Source organism: Streptomyces sp. NBC_01622, from assembly GCF_045209635.1.
Taxonomy (GTDB): domain Bacteria; phylum Actinomycetota; class Actinomycetes; order Streptomycetales; family Streptomycetaceae; genus Streptomyces.
In genome coordinates, this window is sequence record NZ_CP109293.1 from 3,748,264 (window position 1) to 3,768,040 (window position 19,777).

General features: G+C 70.1%; 22 protein-coding genes and 1 pseudogene. 13 read left to right on the plus strand and 10 right to left on the minus strand.

Features of this window, described 5'->3' with window-relative positions:
• Nucleotides 1-290 precede the first annotated feature (290 nt).
• From OH768_RS16660 to OH768_RS16670, 3 genes are all read left to right on the plus strand, one after another.
• Entirely contained in the window at nt 291-1,178 is an 888-nt protein-coding gene (locus OH768_RS16660) for a helix-turn-helix domain-containing protein (RefSeq protein ID WP_406454378.1), read from the plus strand.
• A gap of 27 nt (nt 1,179-1,205) precedes the next feature.
• Nucleotides 1,206-2,177, plus strand: a complete 972-nt coding sequence (locus OH768_RS16665; RefSeq protein WP_406454380.1) for an MBL fold metallo-hydrolase — start codon at nt 1,206-1,208, stop codon at nt 2,175-2,177.
• A 229-nt stretch (nt 2,178-2,406) separates the two neighbouring features.
• Nucleotides 2,407-3,585, plus strand: a complete 1,179-nt coding sequence (locus tag OH768_RS16670; protein ID WP_406454382.1) for a cytochrome P450 — start codon at nt 2,407-2,409, stop codon at nt 3,583-3,585.
• Nucleotides 3,586-3,609: 24 nt separating this feature from the next.
• Here OH768_RS16670 and OH768_RS16675 read toward each other — a convergent pair whose 3' ends face one another.
• Complete coding sequence (locus OH768_RS16675; RefSeq protein WP_406454384.1) at nt 3,610-4,257, minus strand: LysE family translocator; 648 nt, start codon at nt 4,255-4,257, stop codon at nt 3,610-3,612.
• Nucleotides 4,258-4,403: 146 nt separating this feature from the next.
• Here OH768_RS16675 and OH768_RS16680 point away from each other — a divergent pair, with 146 nt between their 5' ends.
• Nucleotides 4,404-5,753 carry a PLP-dependent aminotransferase family protein gene (locus OH768_RS16680; RefSeq protein ID WP_406454386.1) on the plus strand — a complete coding sequence of 450 codons (1,350 nt, stop codon included), beginning with the start codon at nt 4,404-4,406 and terminating at the stop codon, nt 5,751-5,753.
• A 29-nt stretch (nt 5,754-5,782) separates the two neighbouring features.
• Nucleotides 5,783-6,718, plus strand: a complete 936-nt coding sequence (locus tag OH768_RS16685) for a LysR family transcriptional regulator (protein ID WP_406454388.1) — start codon at nt 5,783-5,785, stop codon at nt 6,716-6,718.
• A 277-nt stretch (nt 6,719-6,995) separates the two neighbouring features.
• On the opposite strand, the gene OH768_RS16690 is transcribed toward OH768_RS16685, so the two are convergent.
• A complete protein-coding gene (locus OH768_RS16690) occupies nt 6,996-7,163 on the minus strand; it encodes a hypothetical protein (protein WP_406465829.1) in 168 nt (55 codons plus the stop codon).
• On the opposite strand from OH768_RS16690, the gene OH768_RS16695 reads away from it, so the two are divergent.
• The 3 genes from OH768_RS16695 (at nt 7,086) to OH768_RS16705 (ending at nt 9,166) form a co-directional block, all read left to right on the plus strand.
• Nucleotides 7,086-7,268 (plus strand): DUF4157 domain-containing protein, encoded by a 183-nt coding sequence (locus OH768_RS16695; RefSeq protein ID WP_406465307.1) that lies wholly within the window; start codon nt 7,086-7,088, stop codon nt 7,266-7,268. The genes OH768_RS16690 and OH768_RS16695 overlap by 78 nt on opposite strands.
• A 407-nt stretch (nt 7,269-7,675) precedes the next feature.
• Complete coding sequence (locus OH768_RS16700; RefSeq protein WP_406454390.1) at nt 7,676-7,888, plus strand: hypothetical protein; 213 nt, start codon at nt 7,676-7,678, stop codon at nt 7,886-7,888.
• 135 nt (nt 7,889-8,023) lie between these two features.
• The gene (locus OH768_RS16705) at nt 8,024-9,166 is read left to right on the plus strand and encodes a N(5)-(carboxyethyl)ornithine synthase (protein ID WP_406454392.1); all 1,143 of its coding nucleotides are present in this window, start codon (nt 8,024-8,026) and stop codon (nt 9,164-9,166) included.
• On the opposite strand, the gene OH768_RS16710 is transcribed toward OH768_RS16705, so the two are convergent.
• Both OH768_RS16710 and OH768_RS16715 read right to left on the minus strand, forming a co-directional pair.
• Complete coding sequence (locus OH768_RS16710) at nt 9,163-9,450, minus strand: hypothetical protein (RefSeq protein WP_406454394.1); 288 nt, start codon at nt 9,448-9,450, stop codon at nt 9,163-9,165. The genes OH768_RS16705 and OH768_RS16710 overlap by 4 nt on opposite strands.
• 53 nt (nt 9,451-9,503) lie before the next feature.
• Entirely contained in the window at nt 9,504-9,860 is a 357-nt protein-coding gene (locus OH768_RS16715) for a PRC-barrel domain-containing protein (RefSeq protein ID WP_406454396.1), read from the minus strand.
• Between the two features lie 130 nt (nt 9,861-9,990).
• Between OH768_RS16715 and OH768_RS16720 the strand changes: the two genes are divergently transcribed.
• Nucleotides 9,991-10,899 (plus strand): aminoglycoside phosphotransferase family protein, encoded by a 909-nt coding sequence (locus OH768_RS16720; protein ID WP_406454398.1) that lies wholly within the window; start codon nt 9,991-9,993, stop codon nt 10,897-10,899.
• Here the strand turns inward: OH768_RS16720 and OH768_RS16725 are convergent.
• The gene (locus OH768_RS16725) at nt 10,850-11,551 is read right to left on the minus strand and encodes an LLM class flavin-dependent oxidoreductase (protein ID WP_406454400.1); all 702 of its coding nucleotides are present in this window, start codon (nt 11,549-11,551) and stop codon (nt 10,850-10,852) included. The two genes, OH768_RS16720 and OH768_RS16725, sit on opposite strands and share 50 nt — an antisense overlap.
• Nucleotides 11,552-11,684: 133 nt before the next feature.
• Here OH768_RS16725 and OH768_RS16730 point away from each other — a divergent pair, with 133 nt between their 5' ends.
• The 4 genes from OH768_RS16730 to OH768_RS16745 all read left to right on the plus strand — a co-directional run bounded on the left by OH768_RS16730 (nt 11,685) and on the right by OH768_RS16745 (nt 16,811).
• Nucleotides 11,685-13,856, plus strand: coding sequence for an McrB family protein (locus OH768_RS16730; RefSeq protein ID WP_406454402.1), 2,172 nt, complete (start codon nt 11,685-11,687; stop codon nt 13,854-13,856).
• Nucleotides 13,853-15,109 carry an McrC family protein gene (locus tag OH768_RS16735; RefSeq protein ID WP_406454403.1) on the plus strand — a complete coding sequence of 419 codons (1,257 nt, stop codon included), beginning with the start codon at nt 13,853-13,855 and terminating at the stop codon, nt 15,107-15,109. Before OH768_RS16730 ends, OH768_RS16735 begins: the two co-directional genes overlap by 4 nt.
• 67 nt (nt 15,110-15,176) lie before the next feature.
• The gene (locus tag OH768_RS16740) at nt 15,177-16,217 is read left to right on the plus strand and encodes a phosphatidylinositol-specific phospholipase C domain-containing protein (RefSeq protein WP_406454405.1); all 1,041 of its coding nucleotides are present in this window, start codon (nt 15,177-15,179) and stop codon (nt 16,215-16,217) included.
• A gap of 36 nt (nt 16,218-16,253) precedes the next feature.
• Complete coding sequence (locus OH768_RS16745; protein WP_406454407.1) at nt 16,254-16,811, plus strand: GH25 family lysozyme; 558 nt, start codon at nt 16,254-16,256, stop codon at nt 16,809-16,811.
• Between the two features lie 54 nt (nt 16,812-16,865).
• Here the strand turns inward: OH768_RS16745 and OH768_RS16750 are convergent.
• The 5 genes and pseudogenes from OH768_RS16750 to OH768_RS16770 form a co-directional block, all read right to left on the minus strand.
• Nucleotides 16,866-17,126 (minus strand): annotated as a pseudogene (locus tag OH768_RS16750) (endonuclease domain-containing protein); the annotation flags it as partial.
• A gap of 47 nt (nt 17,127-17,173) precedes the next feature.
• Entirely contained in the window at nt 17,174-17,872 is a 699-nt protein-coding gene (locus OH768_RS16755; protein WP_406454409.1) for an NADPH-dependent F420 reductase, read from the minus strand.
• Between the two features lie 34 nt (nt 17,873-17,906).
• Nucleotides 17,907-18,476, minus strand: coding sequence for a GNAT family N-acetyltransferase (locus OH768_RS16760; RefSeq protein ID WP_406454411.1), 570 nt, complete (start codon nt 18,474-18,476; stop codon nt 17,907-17,909).
• Nucleotides 18,477-18,557: 81 nt separating this feature from the next.
• Nucleotides 18,558-18,770, minus strand: a complete 213-nt coding sequence (locus OH768_RS16765; RefSeq protein ID WP_019074489.1) for an EF-hand domain-containing protein — start codon at nt 18,768-18,770, stop codon at nt 18,558-18,560.
• A 48-nt stretch (nt 18,771-18,818) separates the two neighbouring features.
• The gene (locus tag OH768_RS16770; protein WP_406454413.1) at nt 18,819-19,736 is read right to left on the minus strand and encodes a MerR family transcriptional regulator; all 918 of its coding nucleotides are present in this window, start codon (nt 19,734-19,736) and stop codon (nt 18,819-18,821) included.
• Nucleotides 19,737-19,777 lie beyond the last annotated feature (41 nt).

Here is a 19,777-nt window from a genome sequence, read left to right on the forward strand (position 1 = left end):
TAACGAGATCAGTTGAGCCGTCACTGTAGGTGATGAATGATTGAACATGACAGTTCTCATGGACTCCGGGACCAGAAGGGAACGGTGCGGTGCGCAGCGTGCACGCGACCGAGCCCCCCTCGCAGTCAGGGACCTCGCGTCCCCAGCAACGCGAACGCCCCGGTGAGTGATCTTTCTGCATCGGCGTCGAGCAAACCAGGCTCTGTTTTTTCCGGTTCTGGATTTTCAGGAACCAGGTTTTCCGGTAATTGAGTTGGCGGCCCGGCGGGCGCCACGGGAGAGGTTCTGAGTTGGACAACAAGGAGGCGCTGCAGAGGCTGCTGCGCTGGAAGCGGGCCCAGATAGACCCGGTGGAGCTCGGGTGGCCGCAGCGCAGCGGACGGGGTCGCCGTTCCACGGGTCTGTCGCAGGCGCAGGTGGCACAGGTGCTGTACGTCTCCGAGCGCACCTACGCCGACCTCGAGCGGGGTGAAATGCCGTCGCCCACCGCGGAGTTCCTCGACAACGTCGCCCAGGCCCTGCGGATGGAGGAGCGCGAGCGCGCCGCCCTGTACGTCTACGCCCTGGGCTACGAGCCGCCGTTCCCCATGGACCCGCTGGCGGGCAGCAGCGTCGCCCCGGCCTGGCAGACGGCGATCGAGCGCGTTTCGGGCCAGCCCTGCTACGCCAATGACGTCGCCTGGAACGTCCTGGCGGCCAACGACGACTTCGTCCGGATGTTCCCGCAGGAACCGGGCAAGCCCGCACGTCTTCCCGAGCAGAATCTGATCCGCTGGATGCTGCTGCGCGAGGACGCCCGCGAGCATCATCTGGTGCAGTGGGAGAAGCGGTGGGCCGAGCCGGTCGCCGCCCAGCTGCGCACGGCCGTGGCCTCGCACCCCGACAACAAGGACCTCCAGCAGCTGGACCAGGAGGTCAACGACGACCCCGTCGCGGGTCCCATCTACCGCAACCACAAGGTCGCCTACGTCCATCCTGACGGCGACTCACGTCTCATGCGTCACGCGGGATTTGTCGCCCCGGAGGGCGAGGAGGACCGCAGGGACCGCTGCTGCGAGCACCACGAGGTGTCGCAGCTCGGAGTGGTGACGATGTGTGCGGCGCAGCCCTTCGGCTCCCCCGGGGCCCGGTTCCTGTTCCTCGTCTTCGAGCCCTCGCAGCGCCCCGTTGCCGCCTGAAGTCCGGTCCGGGAAGAATGCGTCCCCATGACTGATGCAAACCAGCTCCACGAGATCGCGGCCGGCGTGCACATGTGGGCCCCCGACGGCGTGGACACCTGGGGTCTGGCCAACTGCGGCCTGGTCCACTCGGACGGCGAGGCCCTCCTCGTGGACACGCCGTACACCCCGGCCCTCACCGAGGCCCTTCTCGCCGCGACCCGCCGGGTGACGGGCGGCACCGTGCCGGGCACCGTGGTGGCCACGCACGCCAACGGTGACCACACCTGGGGCAATCAGTGCCTCACCGGCAGCGAGATCCTCGCGACGGACGCGGCACTCGAGCACCAGTGCGTGGAGCCGACGCCTCAGGAACTGCACGCGCTGGTGTGGGAGAGCGATCCGGACCAGCCGCTGGGCTGGTACTTCCGCCGCCACTTCGGGAAGTTCGACTTCTCGGACATACGGGTCCTGCCGCCCACCGCGACCTTCAGCGGTCGCCACGATCTGACGGTCGGCCGGATCCCCGTCGAACTGCACGAGGTCGGCCCCGCCCACACCGTGGGCGACCTGGTCGTCCATCTTCCCGAGCAGCGGGTCGTGTTCGCGGGCGACATCGTCTTCTCCGGTGACCACCCCTGTCACTGGGCCGGGCCGCTCGACCGGATCTCGGCGGCGGGCGAACGCATCCTCTCCTTCGATCCCGAGTGGATCGTGCCGGGCCACGGCCCCCTGCTGACGCCCGACGAACTGCGCACGTACATCGCGTACTTGGACGACCTGTCCGACCAGGCCCTCCTGTTGCACGGTCAGGGGAAGACCCCGATCGAGGCGGCCCGCATCCTCATCGACGAGGACCGCTATCCGGGTCTCGGTCTGCCGGAGCGGCTCGCCATCACCCTCTCCACGGAGTTCCGCCACCTCAACCAGGACCGTTCACGCCCGAGCCTCGTCGAACCGTTCGCGCTCGCCGCCCGGCTCGCCTGGCGGCACTCATCGGACACGGCGGCTTCCGGCTGATCGTCAACTGGCATACGGGGTTGGGTAATTGGGCCCTCTCTCCGACAAAGACCGGGCCTACCCCCGTGGAGCCCGGAAGGAGACGCGATCGTGGAGGCCGCGGTACTGCGAGCCGTCGTACACGCGCAGAAGGCCGGGAGCGGGCCGCAGGCGGAACCCGTGCCCACGTGCAGGGGATCACGGGTAGCGTCGCCGACGACCCGACGCCCGCAGGAACGGACCCACAAGCGTGACCGACCCGTTGCAGGACCCCCGGTTCTTCGCCGACCCCTATCCGACCTACGCCCGGCTGCGGAACGCGGCGCCGGTGCAGAAGGTGCTCACCGGTTCGGCAGGGCGCTTCAGCTATCTGGTCACGGGCCACGCGGAGGCCCGGGAGGCGTTCACCGACCCCCGGCTCTCCAAGAACACCGCGCGGTTCTTCGCCGGCCGGCTGTCCGACCGCGACCTCCATCCGGCGGTCTCGCAGAACATGCTGGCCACCGATCCCCCGGAGCACGCGCGGCTACGGGCCCTGGTGACGAAGGCGTTCAGCACCGGGGCCGTGGCAAAGCTGCGCCCCTACATCGCGGGGCTCGTCGACGAACTGCTCGACGCCTGGCCGGAACACGGACCGGTGGACCTCGTCGCCGGCCTCGCGGTACCGCTGCCGGTCACGGTCATCTGCGAGATGCTGGCGGTGCCCGAAGCCGACCGCGAGCTGGTGCACACGTGGTCCGGTGAGCTGTTCGCCGCGGGAGATCCCCGGCGGATCGACGTCGCCTCGCAGGCCGTCGGCACGTACATGACGGACCTCGTGGCCGCCCGGCGCGCCTCCCCCGGCGAGAGCCTGCTCGACGATCTCATCGCGGTGCGTGACGGCCAGGACCGGCTGACCGAGGACGAACTCGTGTCGCTCGCCGTGCTGTTGCTCGTGGCCGGCCATGAGACCACCACCAACTTCATCGGCAACGCGGCCCTGGCACTTCTCCAACACCCGGAATCGCTCGCCCGGTTGAGGGACGATCCGGAGCTGTTCGGCACCGCCCTGGAGGAGTTGCTGCGCTTCGACTCGCCGGTAGGGATCGCCACGTTCCGCTACAGCACCGAAGCGCTCACACTCGGCGGGACCGACATCCTGGCCGGCGTTCCGGTGCTCATCGCGCCCGGCGCCGCCAACCGCGACCCCGCGCGATTCCCCGGCCCGGACCGGCTCGACCTCGACCGCGGTGCCACCGGGCACCTCGCCTTCGGCCACGGCATCCACCGCTGCCTGGGGGCACCGCTCGCGCGGGCGGAGGGCGAACTGGCGCTGCGGGCCGTCTTCGCCCGCTTCCCCGACGTACGGCTGGCACGTCCCGTGGATCAACTGGAGTGGCGGCACACGCGGTTGACGCGCGGGCTCACGTCCCTGCCGGTCGTCGTGTGACGCGAGCGATTGCCTGACGCAGTGTCAACTCGCCCTGACAGGGCCCGAGTTGTCGACGGCGAGGGAGACGGCGAGCGTGCCGAGAACCGTGCCCATCGCGTAGCGCTGCACCTTGAGCCAGGAGGGGCGGCGTTCGAGGAAGACGGCGATCGCGCCGGCCGCCAGGACGATGGCGAGGTTGACCGCGATGCTGACCACGATCTGGACCGAGCCGAGGACGAGGCCCTGGAGGAGGACGTGCCCCTTGTCCAGGTCGATGAACTGGGGGATGAGCGAGAGGTACATGATGGCGATCTTCGGGTTGAGCAGGTTCGTCATCAGGCCCATCGTGAACAGCTTGCGCGGTGAGTCGTGCGGTACGTCCTGCGGGGCGAAGACGGAGATCCCGCCCGGCTTCAGGGCGTTCCAGGCCAGGTAGGCGAGGTACCCGGCACCCGCGAGCTTCACCGCGAAGTACAGCTCGGGCACGGCGACGAAGAGGACCGACAGACCCAGGTTCGCCGCGAGCAGGTACACCATGAAGCCGAGTGCGACCCCGCCGAGGGAGACCATCCCGGCGCGCCTGCCCTGGGTGATGCTGCGGGAGACGAGATAGATCATGTTCGGGCCGGGGGTGAGCACCATGCCCAGAGCCACCGCCGTCACGCCGAGTATGCCGCTCAGTTCGACCATGAATACCCCTTGTGTTGTCGGTGCGTTGGCGCCCTCGGCCGCCGCTCGGAGCGTATTCCAGACCAACACCTCGATGCAATATGCATATTGCACTCGGTGCAATGCAATGATTGAATGGATGTCCGGTCGAGAAGGGCGGGAGAGCCGTGCAGGACTACCAGAGCGTCGCCGACGCCGTGGCCGGGGAGATAAGGTCCGGCGCCCTCCGCCCCGGTGACCGGCTCCCGCCGCAGCGCGAGTTCGCCCGGCGGCACGGCATCGCCAACTCCACCGCCACGCGCGTGTACCGGGAACTGGCCCGCCGTGGCCTGACGGTGGGCGAGGTGGGCCGCGGCACCTTCGTCCGCGCGATGTCCGCCGATCCGGCCGGCTCCGCCCCCGCGCTCACCGAACCCGCCGACGGCCGGCGCATCGACCTGGAGCTCAACTACCCGGTCGTACCCGGGCAGAGCGCGCTCCTCGCCGAGGGTCTCGGCGGTCTGCTGCGGCCCGACGCCCTCGGGTCCGCCCTGCGGCCGGTCGGCACCTCCGGCTTCCCGGCCGCCCGGGAGTCCGCCGCCGACACGCTCGCCCGTGGCGGCTGGCGCCCGGACCCGGCGCGGATCCTCTTCGCGGGCAACGGACGGCAGGCGATCTCTGCCACGGTCACCGCCCTGGTGCCGCCGGGGGCCCGGCTCGGCGTCGAGGAGCTGACCTACCCCGTCATCAAGGCCGTCGCCGCCCGGCTCGGCATCACCCTCGTCCCGCTGGCCATGGACGACGCCGGACTCGTCCCGGAAGCCGTAGAAGAGGCGCACGCCGCCGCCCCGCTGCACGCCGTCTACGTCCAGCCGAGGCTGCACAACCCGCTCTCGCTCACCATGCCCGCCCAGCGCGTCGAGCGGCTGGCCGAGGTACTGCTCCGGCTGGGGACCCCCGCGATCGAGGACACCATCTGGGCCTTCCTCCGCGACGAACTGCCGCCGCTCGCCGCGTACGCCCCCGAGCTGACGGTCCTGATCGACAGCCTGTCCAAGCGCGTCGCCCCCGGCCTGACCCTCGGGTTCGCGGTGGCGCCCGGCGCCCTGGCGGGCGAGATCGTCTCCGCCCTGCGGTCCGGCGGCTGCACCCCGGGCCGGTTCGCCCTGGAGGTGGCCCACCGCTGGCAGCAGGACGGCACCGTGAAGACACTGGTGGCGGCCAAACAGCGGGAGGCGGCGGTACGACAGGGGATCGCGGCCCGGCAGCTCGCCGGGTTCGCCGTGCAAAGCGATCCCCGCTCCTTCCACTGCTGGTGGCAACTGCCCCGCCCGTGGCGCGCGGACACCTTCGTCGCGGCGGCCGCACGGCACGGCATCGGGGTGGTGCCCGCCGCCGCGTTCACCGTCGGCCGCAGCCACTCCCCCAGCGCCGTCCGCCTCGGCCTCGCCACCCCCGACCCGGACACCCTCTCCCGGGCACTCGGCACCCTCGCCGAACTCGCCCGCTCCACACCGGAGGACCTCGTCACCGACTGACGTGGTGTTGTTCCCTAAGGTGGGTCGCCGTGGACCTCGGAGCAGTACGTACCTTCGTCGCCGTCGCGGAAGCGGGCCAGTTCCAGAAGGCCGCCGCCGACCTGTCGATCAGCCAGCAGGCCGTCTCCAAACGCATCGCCGCGCTGGAACGCGCCCTCGGCGTGCGGCTGTTCACCCGTGCCCCGCGCGGCGCCGAACTCACCATCGACGGGCAGGCGTTCCTGCCCCACGCCCGCGAGCTGCTGCGCGTCGCGGAGCGCGCGGGCGCGTCCGTGCGCCCCGGCCGCCGTCCGCTGCGCGTCGACGTGATCGCCTCGCGCGTCGCGCCGTCGGCCCTGATGCGCGACTTCCACCGGGCGCACCCCGAGATCGACCTCGACGTGGTGATGCTGTCCGACGTCGATACGGCCGTCGCCGCCATCCGGTCCGGCGCGATCGACGCGTCCTTCCGCGCCGTCGCCATGCCGGGCCGCCCCCTGCCCGAGGACATCGAGTCCGTCCGGGTGCTCGACGAGCCGCACCAGCTCCTCACCGGACCCGCCCACGCCCTGGCGGACGCCCGCTCGGTCACCGTCACCCAGCTCACCGGGCACCGGATCTGGATGCCCGGCCTCGTCCCCGGAACCGAGTGGACCGCCTACTACGACGACCTCGTCGCCGAGTTCGGCCTCACCATCGAGGCGACCGGCCCCAACTTCGGCTCCGACGCACTCCTCGACACCATCGCCGACACCCCGGCGCTGGCCACCTTCACGACCGCGCGGACCCGCCTCGTCTGGCCCGCCGGCCACGACCTGCGCCGCATCCCGGTGACCGACCCGACGCCCGTGTACCCGCACTCGCTCCTCTGGCACCGCGACAACCCCCACCCGGCGCTGCCCGCCCTCCGCGCCCACCTCGCCGCCACGTCGACCGGCCAGGACACCGCCGGGACCTGGGCACCGGGCTGGGTGATTCCGCGCTGACCCGGGCGCACACCACCGAAGATCGCGCACGCCCACCACGCCGGCAAGTCTGCCCCGGTTCTGCCCCTGCGGACTTCCCTCCACCCGGTGCCCGTCCGGTAAGAGGGAAGGGCATCCGCCGAGCGAAGGGAAACCGCGCATGCGTATCCAGGGCGAGACCCACTCGGGCGCCGACCGGGCCGGCGGACGCCGCGGTGACCCTCGCGATCCAGCGGGCGCGGGACGAGGAGCACGCCGTAGGACCGGAAGGTGCGGGGACCGGGGCGGCCGTGCCGGTTCAGCGGCGGCGTCCGTCCCGGACGCCGTCGGCTCCCCCGGCCGCCCCCTGGAACCCCGCATCCTCCAGCGTGCCGAGCAGGCCTACCGCATGGACTTCGGTCATGTACGCGTGCACAGCGGGCCGGTCGCCCGGCGCTCGGCGGAGGAACTCGGCACCCTCGCCCACACCACCGGCTCCCTCAACAGCACGGGGTGCGCAGTGGGCCGAGTTTCTCGGAGGAGGAGCTTCAGGCGATCGGGGCGGCGGCGGCCAAGGACCCCAAGTGACTGAAGACCGTGGGGATTTGCACGCACACCGAGGCGCTGGCGTACATCAAGGCGGGTGACTTCCGCAGCTGGCTGAAGCAGCCGGAGGGCATGCGGCTCCTCGTGGCCACCCTGCGCCGGCAGCGACACGTCGAGGAGCGCGGCCAGGGCATGGCCCCGGACAAGCCGATCCGCTCGGGCTACCGGCTCGGCCGCCATATGGCCATGCACACCGATGGCACCCCGCAGGAGGGAGCGGGTCGAGCGCGGTACCGGGGTGCTGACCAAGATCTTCCTGATCCTGAAGGAGGGGCTGAAGGTCTTCAACCCGGCGGCGGGCATCCACGAGGACTTCGAGGACGACGTCGCCCACGCCCTGGCCCACGGCGGGCGCGTCGACATCCGTATGCGGACGGAACGCGGGGCTCGTGCGTGGAGCAGGGCGAGATCGGCGCCACCATGCGGAACTGGCGCGATCCCCACAGCCACCTCTACGGCCTGCCGATGGCCGTCGAACAGCGAGAAGAACAACAGACCCGTGAGCCAGTTCGGGGGGACTGGAAGTCCGAACTGGCCAAGGCGAAGACCCACGAGGAGCAGGCAGCCCTGTACCGGGACCTGATCGGCAGGCGCGGCGGCGCGTAGATCCGGTCCCGGCGGGGACGGAGTACGGTGGCAGTACCGAGCGCACCTCGCACGCCGTCAGCCGTTTCGGCGTCGCCCTCGGGGAACGGCAAGGCCGGAACGTCTACGTGTCCGGCCGGAATCGAGCCGCCCCACATGAGTCTGATGAGTCTCGGAGTACTCGCCTCCTCCCGCAAGGAGAACGAGTTCCGTCTGCCCCTGCACCCCAGCCACCTCGAACGGATCGCCCCGGATCTCCGGGAGCGGATCTACCTCGAAGAGGGCTACGGCGAACGGTTCGGCGTAGCCGACGACGCGCTGCGACCACTCGTGGCGGGCCTGCGGTCCCGTGAGCGACTGGTCGCCGAGTGCGACGTCATGCTGCTGCCCAAGCCCATGCACGACGACCTCGCGGAGCTGCGCGAGGGCCAGGTGCTGTGGGGCTGGCCGCACTGTGTGCAGGACGAGAAGGCGACCCAGATCGGTATCGACCGCCGGCTGACCCTGATCGCCTGGGAAGCCATGAACCACTGGACGTCGACGGGCGCCTTCAGCGTCCATGTGTTCCACAAGAACAACGAGCTCGCCGGCTACTGCTCGGTGCTGCACGCCCTCCAGCTCGGCGGCCTGACCGGCAGCTACGGGCGCCGGCTGCGGGCCTGCGTGATCAGCTTCGGCGCCACGGCGCGCGGCGCGGTCACCGGCCTGGGCGCGATGGGCGTCTCCGACGTCACGGTGCTCACCCAGCGGGCCGCCGCCGCGGTGGCCTCGCCGATGCCGTCGGTCGTGATGGGCCACTTCCAGGAGCGGGAGGACGATCCCTCGCGCCTGGAGGCCGTCACCGGGCTCGGTCCCGTGCCGCTCGCGCAGTACCTCGCCGGGTTCGACATCGTCGTCAACTGCGTCCTCCAGGACACCGACGCGCCGCTGATGTTCGTCAACGACGAGGAACTCGCGCTGTTCCGGCCGGGGACCTTCTTCATCGACGTGGCCTGCGACGAGGGCATGGGCTTCGCGTGGGCCCGCCCGAGCGGCTTCGGCGACCCGATGTCAACGGTCGGTCCGGGCTGCCACTACTACGCGGTGGACCACAGCCCCTCCCACCTCTGGAACTCGGCGACCTGGGAGATCAGCGAGGCGCTCCTGCCGTATCTGCGCAAGGTCATGAGCGGGCCGACGGCGTGGGACGAGGACGTCACGGTCCGGAAGGCCATCGAGATCCGGGACGGAGTCGTCCAGAACCCGAAGATCCTCTCCTTCCAGCACCGTTCGGCCGTGTACCCGCACGCGGGGGTCTAGTCGCGGTTGACGCCGGCGGCCACCGCGTGGCCGATGAAGAGGTAAACCAGCGCGGGCAGGCCGTAGTTGACCACCGTGCGCCAGTCGGCCGAGTGGATGGTGAACAGGTTGTGCGACCAGCCGGAGAGCCAGTTGGCCGCGTGGTGGACCCAGTCGACCGTGCTGTTCGCGGTGTTGCCGTCGAACAGGTAGAGGCCGATCCACAGGATCAGGATCAGTGCCGCGATGTCCGCGATGACGGAGATGACCGTCCCCGCGGGGCTTCCGCCGTAGCGTGTGGACATGTTCAACGGGTGGCCCGGAAGGCCGGGTTGAAACCTCCCGGCGCCAGGTGGCGTCAGCGGCGCGCCAGTTGGCGCTCGCCGCCTGCGCCGGGGCTGTAGGGCAGGCCGTAGTGCTTGAAGATCGCTTCCTCCTGATCGGCGGGCAGCACGTCGTCGGTGCCGATCGAAGGGGCCTGTTTCACCAGCGCCTTGGGGTAGTCGACCTTGACGTAGTCCGGCCCCAGGACCGCATCGTCCAGGGGGACGAAGGTGAGCCGGTGCCGCGTGGGCAGGCCGGTGCGGACCGTGGCCATGGCAGGCTCGTCGGTGGCGGTGTTCACATACACGGCCTCCAGGACACCGATCTTGTGGGACTCCGCGTCCACGACAACGCGCTCGCGCCACTCCCGGACATCCGCTGCGTGCAGCATGGTTCCCACTCCTTCTGTACGGTCCCCCGTGCTCCGGGTACCCGCCATCGGGCTCGTCACCCCAGGTCACCCCCGCCGGTTCGATCGGTAACGTAGACCGATCAACCGGTACTTGGCACTCGGGGGAAAGATGACCATCGATTCCGCACTGATCGGCCGGCTGCTCGCCGCACAGTTCCCGCAGTGGGCCGAGCTGCCGCTGGCCCTGGTGGAGCAGGGCGGTTCGGATCACGTCATCCACCGGCTCGGCGAGACGATGTCCGTACGGCTGCCGCGCAGCGACTGGGCGGACGGGGAGGCCACCAAGCAGCACACCTGGCTCCGGCAGCTGGCCCCTCGTCTGCCACTGCCCGTCCCGGAACCGCTGGGGCTCGGCACACCGGGCTGCGGCTACCAGTGGCACTGGTCCGTCACCCGCTGGCTGGACGGGACCACGGCGAGCGTCGAAGGCCTCGCCGACCCTGACCTGACCGCGCGTCAACTGGCCGAATTCATACGGGCGTTGCACGAAATCCCGCCCGCCGGGGAGCTGGTCCCCGGTGTCCACCCCGAGCTGGTCCGCGCCCCGTTGGCCGACCGCGACGAGGCGACCCGCGCGGCGATCGAGGAGGTGGCCGGGGTGTTCGACGCCGCCGCCCTGACCGAGGTCTGGGACAACGCGCTGCGCGCCCCCGCGTGGGAACGCGAACCGGTCTGGTGCCACGGGGACTTCCACACGGGCAACCTGCTCACCGTCGACGGCCGCCTCTCCGCCGTCATCGACTTCGGCGGCGTGGGCATGGGCGATCCGGCCTGCGACCTGGTCATCGCCTACACCCTGCTGTCGGCCACCACCCGCCCGGTCTTCCGTTCCGTCCTCGGCCTCGACGACGCCACCTGGACCCGAGGCATGGGCTGGGCCCTGGCCACCGGCCTGAACGCCTACACGAGCCACGCGGCCACCGAACCCCGCGTGGCCCACCAGACCACCCGCCAACTCACCGAGGTCCTCACCGAACACACCGACCGCCGGGCCCTCCGCGAAAGCACCGCCCCTTGAGTCCCTGGCCGAAGGCCGGCAGCACCTCCCGCTCGAACAACCGCAGACTCGACCACGCCAACTCCATCGGCATGCCCCCGCACAGCGGATGGAACTGGGTGAACGGCCTTGGCGCGGCCTTCAGTTCGCGCACGAACCGCTCGGGTGTCAGCACCCGGTACTGGTCGCCGCGCCGCAGCTCCGCCAGCCCCTCGGCCGTACGGAAGGGTGCCGCCACGTCGTCCTGGGCCTGCCAGAGCCCGTAGGCGTTGGTCCCGTGCAGGAAGTACGGCGCCATCCGCTCCCAGCCCTCGTCGGGGTCCTCGGCGAGGGCGACCACCCGGTTCGGCCCGATCGGGCTGGGGCCGGGGTCGGGGCGGCCCAACCTGCCGACCTCGTCGCGGTAGTGGTCCCACACCTCGGGCACGGAGGGCACGAACCCGTCGGCGATACGGGCCGCCCGCCGCGCCGCCGGTTCACTGCTGCCGCCGAGCCGCACGGCGGGGCCGCCCGGCCGGTACGGCGCGGGCGTGACGCGTACCGTGCGACCCCGGTGGGTGAACGGCTCCCCGGTGAACGCCGACTTGAGGGTGGTCACCACCTCGGTGACCCGCTTGGCCCGCTCGTTCATCGGCACGCCGAACATCGCGAACTCCGGGCCAGGACGACTCATCCCGCGATAATATGGTTCTCATGAATAAGAATGCAATACGTTCAACACGACAACAGTCTTCTCTGCGGCCGCCGGTCCACCCCACCGAAACCCCTTCTACTGTGGGCGGTTCAAGCACCAGGGGGTGGACGTCGTGGCAGCAGGACCCGAGGGCGCCGAGGTCGTGGCGGCAGTGCAGCGCGTGTTCCGGGACGGGCTGCTGAGCGGCAAGTCCGCGTTCGTACCGGAGTGGGAGGCGTGGACCGAGCCGACGGCCGCCGATCTGCGCGCCCGTTTCGTGGACCAGCCGGACGAGTCGTCGGACACCTTCCTGGTCAAGCTGCGCCGTCAGCTCGACGGCGCGCCGGACGAGACGATCGCGCTGACGGCCGAGTTGCTGTACGTGAACATGGCGCCGCTGGTGCCCGAGCAGATAGGGCTGCCCAAGAAGCGCGAGATCATCGGCGAGGTGCTGTCCTGGGCCGGCCGGCCGGTGTCGGTCCCGGCGGAGCTGGAGAGCGGTCTCGGCGGGTTCATCAACGGCGGACAGGGCTTCCTGAACTACCGCTGGGCGCAGTTCCAGATCCTGGTCCTGCTGGTGGAACGCCTCGCCGGACTGCCTCTCCCGCAAAGGGAGTCGATACTCGGCGAACCGTGGCGGTTCCGCGCCGAGTGCTTCGCGATACAGGAGGCGGAGGGGCACAAGAAGGGGCGCGCGCAGATCCACATCCTGCTGTATCTGCTCTTCCCTGACGTGTTCCAGCCCATCGCCAGCGTCTATCACAAGCAGGAGATCCTCCGGGCCTTCGCCGCCGACCTGCCCGAACCGACCGGCGACCAGGACCAGGACCTGCTCACCCTGAGCCAGGTCCTGGAGGCCCGCTCGGGTACGCCGGTCGACTTCTACGCCGAGCCCTGGCAGGGGAGTTGGCGGCAGCGCGCGGCCGAGCACGCGCAACGCGGCTGGCTGGTGCGCGGCTACAACGTGGACGGCGCCAACCTCGTACCGGCCTGGCTTGAGCGGAGCCACTGCTCTCTCTCCTGGCGGGACGTCCCGGAGATCCCCGCCGATGCCTCGAAGCCGCAAGTGCAGCGGGCGGTCGCGGAGGCGATGCCGGACGCCAGCGCTCAGCTCCGCGGCCAGGCGACGTACCAACTCCACGCGTTCCTCTCGGTGATGAAACCCGGCGACGTGATCGTCACGGTCACCCCGCACGACGTCCATGTCGGCACCCTCCAGGGCCCGCCGACGTACGACCTCTCCGATGGTCCCGACAACGCCCGCCGCCGTGCGGTGCGTTGGGCCACGATCGGCCGGCCCCTGGAACGGGCGCGACTGCCCGAGGCCGTGCAGGCGCAGCTGACCCGGCCCCCGGCGGTCTACGACATCAGCAGCGTCGCCGCCGAACTCGCCGAGCAGGCCGGTCTGGAGAACGTGGTGGCGGAGAAGCTGATCGAGGCCGATGTCACCAAGCCACTCGAACTGCCCTCGGTCACCGAGGAGTTGGCGGCGCAGTTGCTGATGCCGCTGGACTGGCTGCGGGAGACGGCCGAACTGCTCCAGGAACAGCGGCAGTTGGTCTTCCACGGTCCGCCCGGCACCGGGAAGACCTATCTCGCCCGCGCGCTGGCCCGGCATCTCGCCGGTCCCGACCGGGTGGAACTCGTGCAGTTCCACCCCTCCTACACCTACGAGGACTTCTTCGAGGGGTTCCGTCCGGGCAAGGGCGAGAACGGCTCGGTCGTGTTCGACCTGCAGCCGGGCCCGCTGAAGCTGCTGGCCGAGCGGGCCCGCAAGGATCCGTCGAACCCGTACGTCCTGGTCGTCGACGAGATCAACCGGGCCAACCTCGCGAAGGTCTTCGGCGAGCTGTACTTCCTGCTGGAGTACCGCGAGGAGCCGGTGACCACGCAGTACAGCCCGCTCGACCCGTTCCATCTGCCGGGCAATCTTCTCGTCATCGGCACGATGAACACCGCCGACCGCTCCATCGCGCTGGTGGACGCGGCGATGCGCCGCCGCTTCGCGTTCCGCCGGCTCTCACCCGAACTGCCGCCGGTGCGCGGCCTGTTGGAGCGCTGGCTGCGCGCCCGCGGCCTGCCCGACACGGCGGCCCGGCTGCTGGACGCCCTCAACTCCCGGCTGGGCGACGCCGACCGGGCCATCGGACCGTCGTACCTGATGAAGCCGTCCGCGGCCCGCCCGGAGGGCCTCGACCTCATCTGGCGCACCCAGATCCTGCCCCTCCTGGAGGACCAGCTCTACGGCACCGGCGTCGTCGTCGAGGAGGAGTACGGCCTCGCCGCGCTGCTGGAGGAACAGTGAGCGCCGAGCCCCTCCGTCTCACCGTCGACGAGACCGGCCCCGGCATCGTGCGCGAGCTGACCGGTGACCAGCTCGCCGCGCTGCTCGGTGTGCCCGGTCTGGTGCGGCTGAGCCCCGCCGCCGGCGGACGGTGGCGGCTGGCCGGAAACCAGAAGGCGGGCCTGGTGCGGCTGCGCACCCCCTCCGGCGCCACGGTCCAGCTCCGGCTGCGCCCCAAACTCCCGGTCCGCAACCTGCTGTTCCTGCTCTGCCACTCCCCCACCGACCCCTGGCTGCACGAGGCCGTCGAGGCCGCCGAGGCGGACGACCTGCTGCCCGCCCTCGCCGACCTCCTCGCCCGCGTCACCCGCCGCACCCTGGACTCCGGTGTGCTGCACGGCTACCGCACGGTCGAGGAGGAACTGCCCCTGATCCGGGGCCGGATCCGCACGGCGGACCAACTGCGCCGCGTCGGCCTCCCCCTCCCGGTCGCCGTCCGCTACGACGACCACACCCCGGACATCGCCGAGAACCGCATCCTGCTGGCGGCCCTGCACCGCGCCGCCCGCCTGCCCGAACTCCCCCCGCGCACCGGCCTCGCCCTGCGCCACCTCGCCCACCACCTCGACGGCGTCCACCTGCTGCCGCCCGGCGCGCCCCTCCCCCGCTGGACCCCGAACCGCCTCAACTCCCGCTACACACCGGCCCTCCGGCTCGCGGAGCTACTGCTGGCCGACCGGTCGCTGAACCCGGACGACGGCCAACTCCCCACCAACGCCGACGGGTTCGTGCTCGACATGCCGGCCGTCTTCGAACGGTTCCTCACCGCGGCGCTCACCACCGCCCTGGCCCGCCGGGGCGTCCGCTGCGCCGCGCAGGAGCAGCACCACCGCCTCGACCGGGCGGGACAGGTCCGGCTGCGCCCCGACCTCGTCCTGTACCGGGCGGGCCGTACGGTCTCCGTCGTCGACGCGAAGTACGCGGCCCGGCACTCCCCCGCGCCGCCCACCGAACACCTCTACCAACTGCTCGGCTACTGCGTCGCGTTGGGCCTCCCGCGCGGGCACCTCGTCTACGCGGCGACGAGCCGGGACGGCTCGACGGAGCACGCCATCCGCCGCATGGACATCACCGTCACGGCCCACGCCCTGGACCTCGGCCGGCCACCCGCCCAACTCCTCACCGCCATCTCCGACCTGGCCGACCGGCTCACGGCCCTACCGGCGCCGGACGTTGCGGAAGCCGATGTTCCTCCAGGGGCTACCCGGGAGTAACCGCTTCGCCCTACGCTGCTGCCGCCACCAAGGCTCCAACTAGGCCACGGCGAAGGGGACTTGACCCATGAAGGCAATAAGACGGCTGGCGGCGCTGCTGGGCACGGCCGGGCTGCTGATGACCGGGGCCGCGGGCAACGCCCACGCGGCGGCGCCGAAGTTCTCGGAGACGACGACGATCGGCACGCACAACGCGTACGAGAAGGACAAGTACACGTACTGGGCGCAGGCCTTGGACTCCGGGGCCTCGCTGCTGGAGCTGGACGTCTACGTCGACAGCCTGAGCAAGCGGTGGCGGGTCAGCCACAGCGACCTGTTCTCCAACGACAACAACTGCGAGTACGCGAGCACCCCCGCCGACCTGTACAGCAAGGACCGCAACCAGGATCTCGGCAGCTGCCTGGACAACATGGCCGCCTGGAACACCCTGCACCCGGACCACGCGCCCGTCATCGTCAAGGTGGAGATGAAGGTGGGCTTCAACCAGACCATCGGTCTCGGCCCGACGGCGTTCGACACCCTGGTCTCGCAGAAGCTCGGCAGCAGCGTCTACAAGCCGTCCGACCTGCTCGGCTCCTCGTACTCCACGCTCGACGCGGCGGCCAAGGCGAACGCGTGGCCCTCCCGTGACGACCTCAAGGGCAAGTTCATCTTCGAACTGATCCCGGGCACGGTCGAGCAGGCCAACCCGTTCGACCACTACTGGACCGACCAGGAGTACGGCGACCATCTCCGCGACCTGTACGCGGCCGGCACGATCTCCCAGGCGCAGGCCTTCCCGGCGGTGCTGGGCGCGGCGAACGGCGATCCACGGGCGGCCCGTTGGACCTCGGACACCTCGATCCGCCCCTGGTTCGTGTTCTTCGACGGTGACGCGGCGACGTACGTCAACAACAGCTACGACACGTCGTTCTACTCCACGAACCACTACATCCTGATCATGACGGACGCCTACGCGGTGGCCCCGGCGATCTCCTCGACTGCCCCCACGGACGCGGAAGTCGCCGCGAAATTGGCACTCTTGGCCGCCGATCACGCAAGTGTGATCACCTCCGACTGGTCGGCGAAATCGGCGGCGGTACTCAGCTCGGTGGCCACCAGAAGCTGAGGTTCCGGATGCCGGGGACAGGGCACAAGTCCCCCTATGTTGCATGGCATCGACGTAAGCGCGTACCAGTCCACGGCGTACAGCACGGCCGGCTCCTCCTTCGTCTTCATCAAGGCGACGGAGGGCCGCTCGTACGTCAACCCGAGACTCACCGCCCAGACGAAGACGGGCCGTGACGCTGGACTGGTCGTCGGCTTCTACCACTTCCTCTGGCCCGGCGACATCACGGCCCAGGCGGAGTACTTCGTGAGCAAGGCCCCCGAAAAGGCAGGCGACTTGCTCGCCGTCGACTGGGAAACGACCGGCGACGGCACCCACGCGTCCAACGCGGAGAAGGACAGCTTCATCCGCAAGGTGAAGGCACTGCGGCCGGACAACCGGGTCACCCTCTACACGAACCGCAACTTCTGGCTCACCGTCGATACGACCTCGTACGCCGGCGACGGTCTCTGGATCGCCGACTACGTCACGGCAGGAAAACCCCGTATCAAGGCCAAGTGGCGCTTCCACCAGTACACCAGCGACCCGCACGACAAGGACGTGGCCGACTTCGCCGACAAAGCTGCACTGAAGGAGTGGGCAGGGGACGCTTGAACACAGCAGAGCTCGCACGCAAGAACCACAGCTCCGGCGGCCGGGGCAACATGCGTGATCGTGGTCGATGTGCATCGTTTTCGCTCCCGAGGCAGGAGTTCCACAAATGGCGCACTTTCCGCTCTGAAACTCCAGAAGCAGCTCTACGAACTCTTTCGTCACCTTTTTAGTTACCGAGACGAACAAGCTCGCTGTTGCACGGTCTGCAGTAAGGGCGCGGCTGACCCGCTGCACCGAGTGTCGAGTACTCGGATATGTGCTTGTACTCGCCACACCCCCGACATTCGACGATTCCGCGCTCCGTCGAATGCGCATATACGTCACGCACGCGAACAGAGAAACGGATCGCGCGAGCCGGCCTCTCAGCCCGTGAAGTCCCCGGTCCGCTCCGGCGAAGCCTCCGCCAGACCCTTCGTGATCGCGTCCACGCCCTCGCGCATCCCGTACACCGGCGTCCCCGGCTGCTGGTGCCAGGAGTCGTCCAGGCTGCCCGCGTCGACCGTGTCGAAGCCGAGGTCGTCGATCAGGGCCCTGACCACGCGCTTCGCCGCCTCGTCGTCGCCGGCGACCGGGAGTGCGAGGCGGTCGGGGGCGCCGGCGGGGCGGTGCCGGTCCAGGATGTCCTGGGCGTAGGTGCCGTTGAAGGCCTTGATGACGGTGTGGCCGATCTGCTCCGCCGTCCAGCGGCTCTCGGTCAGACCGTCGTCGAGGATGGCGGCGATCCTGCCGTCGCGGCCGGGGTAGTAGTTGCCGGTGTCGATGACGGCGACGTTCTCCGCCGCGTCGTCGAACAGACCCTTCGGCAGGTTCGGTACGGCCTTCAGCGGGACGGTGACCACGACGACCTCGGCCCCGCGGGCCGCCTCCTCCACCGGTACGGGTGTCGCGCCCGTCTCCTCGGCCAGCGCGGTGAGCGTCTGCGGGCCGCGCGAGTTGGCGACGGAGACGTCGTGTCCGAGTGCGGTGAGCCGCCGGGTGAGGTTGCCGCCGATGTGTCCCGCGCCGATGATGCCGATCTTCATGACAGACCCTTCGCCGATCCGGAATCGATGCACACGCATACGTTCTGCGGCGAGAACCCCGGGCGACCGCCCGCTATTCCGGCCCGCCGCCGTCCGGGTGACCGGACAGGACAGCCGTAGACCTGATACCGAGCCACTGCTCGGCGTCCCAGGCCTCGAACCGCTCCACCTCCACGAACCCCAGCTTCGCCGCGAGCCGCATCGAGGCGAGGTTGGCGGTCTGTGTGGTGAGCACCACCGGCACTCCGGGAAGCACTCCGGCCAGCCAGTCGAGTGCCGCCGCGCACGCCTCGGCCGCGTAGCCGAATCCCCACACCCGCGGCAGGAACAGATAGCCCAGATCGGCCTTCCCCACGGCGGCCGGCCGACTGTACCCCGTCGCCGTCGCCCTCCTGAGCAGGATGTGCCCGATCATCACCCCGTCGAGCTCGACGACGAAACCCCCCGGCCACCGGGCGGGGATCGCGGGCACCTCCCGCTCCAGCTCGGCCCGCGGCCGGGCACCGCCGAGATAGGTGTGCACCTCGGACGAGGCAAGCAGTTCGACGAACACCGTCCGGTCCCGCGCCTCGGACTCACGGAGCAGCAACCTCTCGGTCCTGATCGGCTCGGGTGGCCAGGGCACGCTTCCCAGATCTTCCATCGGCGCACGCTAACAGGCGAAACGAAAGGGGCACCCGTCCACCGAAGGACGGGCGCCCCTTTTGCTCGGGTCGTTCCCGGGTCACTTGTTCAGGTGGGCCCAGAACTCGTCGAACGACAGGACCTTGTCCCCGTTGAGGTCCCGTGTCTTGATGATGGCCTCGGCGACCGCCTCGGTCACGTTCCAGTCGCCTCCCTGTGCCAGGGCGGTCTTGAACTCGGCCGCGGTGATGAAGCCGTCACCGTCCGTGTCGATCCGCTGGAAATGCTTGCGTGCTTCCTCGATGTCCGCCACCGGATCCGCCCCTTCGTAACGCTTTACCGCCTGTTGACGGAGGCCAGATTAACCGGCCGCCCGCGCACGCAGTGCGGCGACCACCCACGCGAACTCCTCCCGGTGCGCTCCGGCGGGCCCGCGGCCCTTCACCGTGGACAGCAACTCCCGGTACCGGGCGAGCCTGTCGTTGGCCACCGACTCCATCCGTTCGAGCACGACGGCCGGGTCGCCGCCGTCCCCCAGCACCTCCCGTACGATCTCCGCCGCCTCCGGCGACTCGGGGGCGACACCCCGCTGCAGCGCCTCCCCGCCCAGCTGCACCAGGCGCATGGGGAACCAGGTGGCACGCCCGGGTGCGACGCTGCGGGCCTGGTCCCCCGCGTTGAACTCCATGACCTCCCGCATCTGCCCCCGGAACTCCGGGTCCTGCACCATTTCCGCCAACTCCACCCAGGCGTCGACCTGTTCGGGGGTCGGGTCGTCCGGCAGGTCCACGGCGATGGTGCGCATCCGCTCCTCGATGGACGGATCAACGGTGTCGAGGCCGTGGAACAGCTCGTCCACGAACTCCTCCATGATCCGCCTGCGTTCGGCTGCCGACAGCCGCGCCAGCTTGTTCATGAGCGTCATCTCCTCTGCGGTCGAACCGCGTCGCGCCACGGTCGACAGCACCGCCCGGGTCACCCTCAGTGCACGGATCTGCGTGTCCAGCGCCACCACATGGGCGGCGGCCACTTCCGCGACCGTCGTCTCGCCCGCCAGCACCTTGCGTACGTCGTCCAGGCCCAGGCCCAACTCCCGCAAGGTGCAGATCAGTTCGAGACGGGCGGCGCACTCGGCGTCGTAGAGCCGATAGCCGCCGGCGGAGCGGGTCACCGGGGTGAGGACGCCCTCGTCCGACCAGTAGCGGATGGTGCGCACGGTCAGTCCGGTGGCCCTGGCCAGCTCCCCGATGGTGAGCAGTGCGGTGCCGTCGTCGATCATGTTGCGAGTGTGGGCCTTCCAGTGGGTGGAGACTCAAGGAG

Bases quoted from the DNA above. Each gene is read 5' to 3' on its own strand.
- OH768_RS16665 (WP_406454380.1), top strand. From the start codon at position 1,206: ATGACTGATGCAAACCAGCTCCACGAGATCGCGGCCGGCGTGCACATG.
- OH768_RS16675 (WP_406454384.1), bottom strand. From the start codon at position 4,257: ATGGTCGAACTGAGCGGCATACTCGGCGTGACGGCGGTGGCTCTGGGC.
- OH768_RS16695 (WP_406465307.1), top strand. From the start codon at position 7,086: ATGGACTTCGGTCATGTACGCGTGCACAGCGGGCCGGTCGCCCGGCGC.
- OH768_RS16705 (WP_406454392.1), top strand. From the start codon at position 8,024: ATGAGTCTGATGAGTCTCGGAGTACTCGCCTCCTCCCGCAAGGAGAAC.
- OH768_RS16710 (WP_406454394.1), bottom strand. From the start codon at position 9,450: ATGTCCACACGCTACGGCGGAAGCCCCGCGGGGACGGTCATCTCCGTC.
- OH768_RS16715 (WP_406454396.1), bottom strand. From the start codon at position 9,860: ATGCTGCACGCAGCGGATGTCCGGGAGTGGCGCGAGCGCGTTGTCGTG.
- OH768_RS16720 (WP_406454398.1), top strand. From the start codon at position 9,991: ATGACCATCGATTCCGCACTGATCGGCCGGCTGCTCGCCGCACAGTTC.
- OH768_RS16725 (WP_406454400.1), bottom strand. From the start codon at position 11,551: ATGAGTCGTCCTGGCCCGGAGTTCGCGATGTTCGGCGTGCCGATGAAC.
- OH768_RS16740 (WP_406454405.1), top strand. From the start codon at position 15,177: ATGAAGGCAATAAGACGGCTGGCGGCGCTGCTGGGCACGGCCGGGCTG.
- OH768_RS16745 (WP_406454407.1), top strand. From the start codon at position 16,254: ATGTTGCATGGCATCGACGTAAGCGCGTACCAGTCCACGGCGTACAGC.
- OH768_RS16755 (WP_406454409.1), bottom strand. From the start codon at position 17,872: ATGCGTGTGCATCGATTCCGGATCGGCGAAGGGTCTGTCATGAAGATC.
- OH768_RS16760 (WP_406454411.1), bottom strand. From the start codon at position 18,476: ATGGAAGATCTGGGAAGCGTGCCCTGGCCACCCGAGCCGATCAGGACC.
- OH768_RS16770 (WP_406454413.1), bottom strand. From the start codon at position 19,736: ATGATCGACGACGGCACCGCACTGCTCACCATCGGGGAGCTGGCCAGG.